This window comes from Pseudomonas sp. 313, assembly GCF_000316965.1.
Lineage (GTDB): Bacteria > Pseudomonadota > Gammaproteobacteria > Pseudomonadales > Pseudomonadaceae > Chryseomonas > Chryseomonas benzopyrenica.
Genome location: NZ_ANBZ01000004.1, coordinates 1 through 641, shown reverse-complemented (window position 1 = coordinate 641; position 641 = coordinate 1). Strand labels below are relative to the sequence as shown.

The 641-nt window shown below is 61.3% G+C and carries 1 protein-coding gene; it reads right to left on the bottom strand.

Annotation, left to right across the window (positions count from 1 at the left end; all coding sequences use genetic code 11):
- On the bottom strand, positions 1 to 108 hold a 108-nt coding region (locus C722_RS25535; protein WP_017638581.1), incomplete at its 3' end, for a transposase.
- Between the last annotated feature and the right edge of the window lie 533 nt (positions 109 to 641).

The following is a 641-nucleotide window of genomic DNA, read 5'->3' as shown; positions in this document are numbered from 1 at the left end:
TGTGGACACGCCTAAACGCTCTGCTACATCAGCAACGCGCAAGCCGCGTTCAGTGATGTGCTTGACCGCTTCAATCTTGAATTCTTCGGGGTAACGCTGGTTGCTCATGGCACCTCCTGCTGGGTCTCATTATGAGGCTTGGAGGTGTCTACGAAACTAGGGGCGATTCACCCATTTGTCGTAGGCTAATTCTGGCGCGGTCAGGGTGTAATCCGTTGGCAGCGCCCTCAGCGGCACTCGATGCATCCCACGCTTCGCCTTTTTCGGTCAGCTGCCACATGCTTCGTTCATGAGGCACGCGCATCCAAGGTGCCGCATGCCTCAAGTGTGTGCAGATGCCAGCGGATCTCGCGCGTGATGGGACTGCAAGGCTGGCCGGCCGCGCCGATTGGCTACTTGTCGTGAACCTCACGGTCCTGGAGCCATGCGGCGGCGAGCCGATAGAGCTCCGCGTTGGCCAGCGGCTGGCCCGGGGGGCCGGAAGGCCACTTCGACGAGTGGGAAGTTGTCAAGCTTTGGAGAGTGGATCACGGTGAGGACTACTCGAGGTCGGGTTGGTAGGCGAACGCCGCGAGCCACGCCCGGACGCGTGTGCCCTCATCGATCAGCGGACGATAGTGCGGTGCGGTGTAGTCGCGCGA